Source organism: Oleiphilus sp. HI0132, assembly GCF_001635845.1.
Genome location: NZ_LWGJ01000200.1, coordinates 1 through 750, shown reverse-complemented (window position 1 = coordinate 750; position 750 = coordinate 1). Strand labels below are relative to the sequence as shown.

General features: G+C 44.9%; 1 protein-coding gene. It reads right to left on the bottom strand.

All coding sequences use genetic code 11. The annotated features are described in order from the left end of the window. Positions 1-617, bottom strand: a 617-nt coding sequence (locus tag A3766_RS30200) for a PAS domain-containing protein (RefSeq protein WP_231882819.1), incomplete at its 3' end; no start/stop codon positions are given. Positions 618-750: the final 133 nt, after the last annotated feature.

The window sequence follows — 750 nt, the reverse complement described above, 5'->3', positions numbered from 1 at the left end:
TCTTGTACTGATTCATTCATATAAATGATATTGAACTCAGCGTCGGCCATCATGACGTTGGTGCTACACACATCTAGCGCTAGTTTGATTCGCGTATTGTCTGCTGCCAACTGAGCTTCAGCCTGTTCCTTGGCTAGCTGCGCGGTTTGATCATCCCACTCGACGACGGTGCCGAGTCGTTGGTGTTCATCATCAAAGATTGGTGTGGCTATCAAACTGAATGTTCGAGTGCCAACTTGGATTTTTCCGTTATATTGAGTTTGCAAGCCTTCTAGCATACTCCGTTGGTGAGCCGGATTTTTATGGAAGACATCAATACTCTCTCCCATAAGTGCTTGAGCATTAAAGTTGGGAAGTACCACTTTTAAGTCTGCTTCAGCACTTTGCATCATTTCCTTTACGGAGTCATTCATATAGACAATGTTGTAGTCATCATCGGCCATCATGACATTGGTGTTGCAGACGTTTAAGGCAGAGATAATCCGCTGAGTGGAGGCTTGAGAAGCCTCTATTTCGTTTTGTTTTTCCTGTTGGCTATAAGCTAAAGCCTGTAGCTTGGAGGCTAGGCTATTGTTCTTCGCACCAGTATTTTCTGAAGCGTTCGAAAAGTTCCCCATGGAAATTTCATCGACTAAATGCTTCACCTGAGAGATTGGGGCGCCCAGATTGTTCTGTGTGTTATGGATGTTAATGAATGCGATGGCGGTCACCAGGATAAGCGCGATAATACTACCGGATATGCCGATAGCC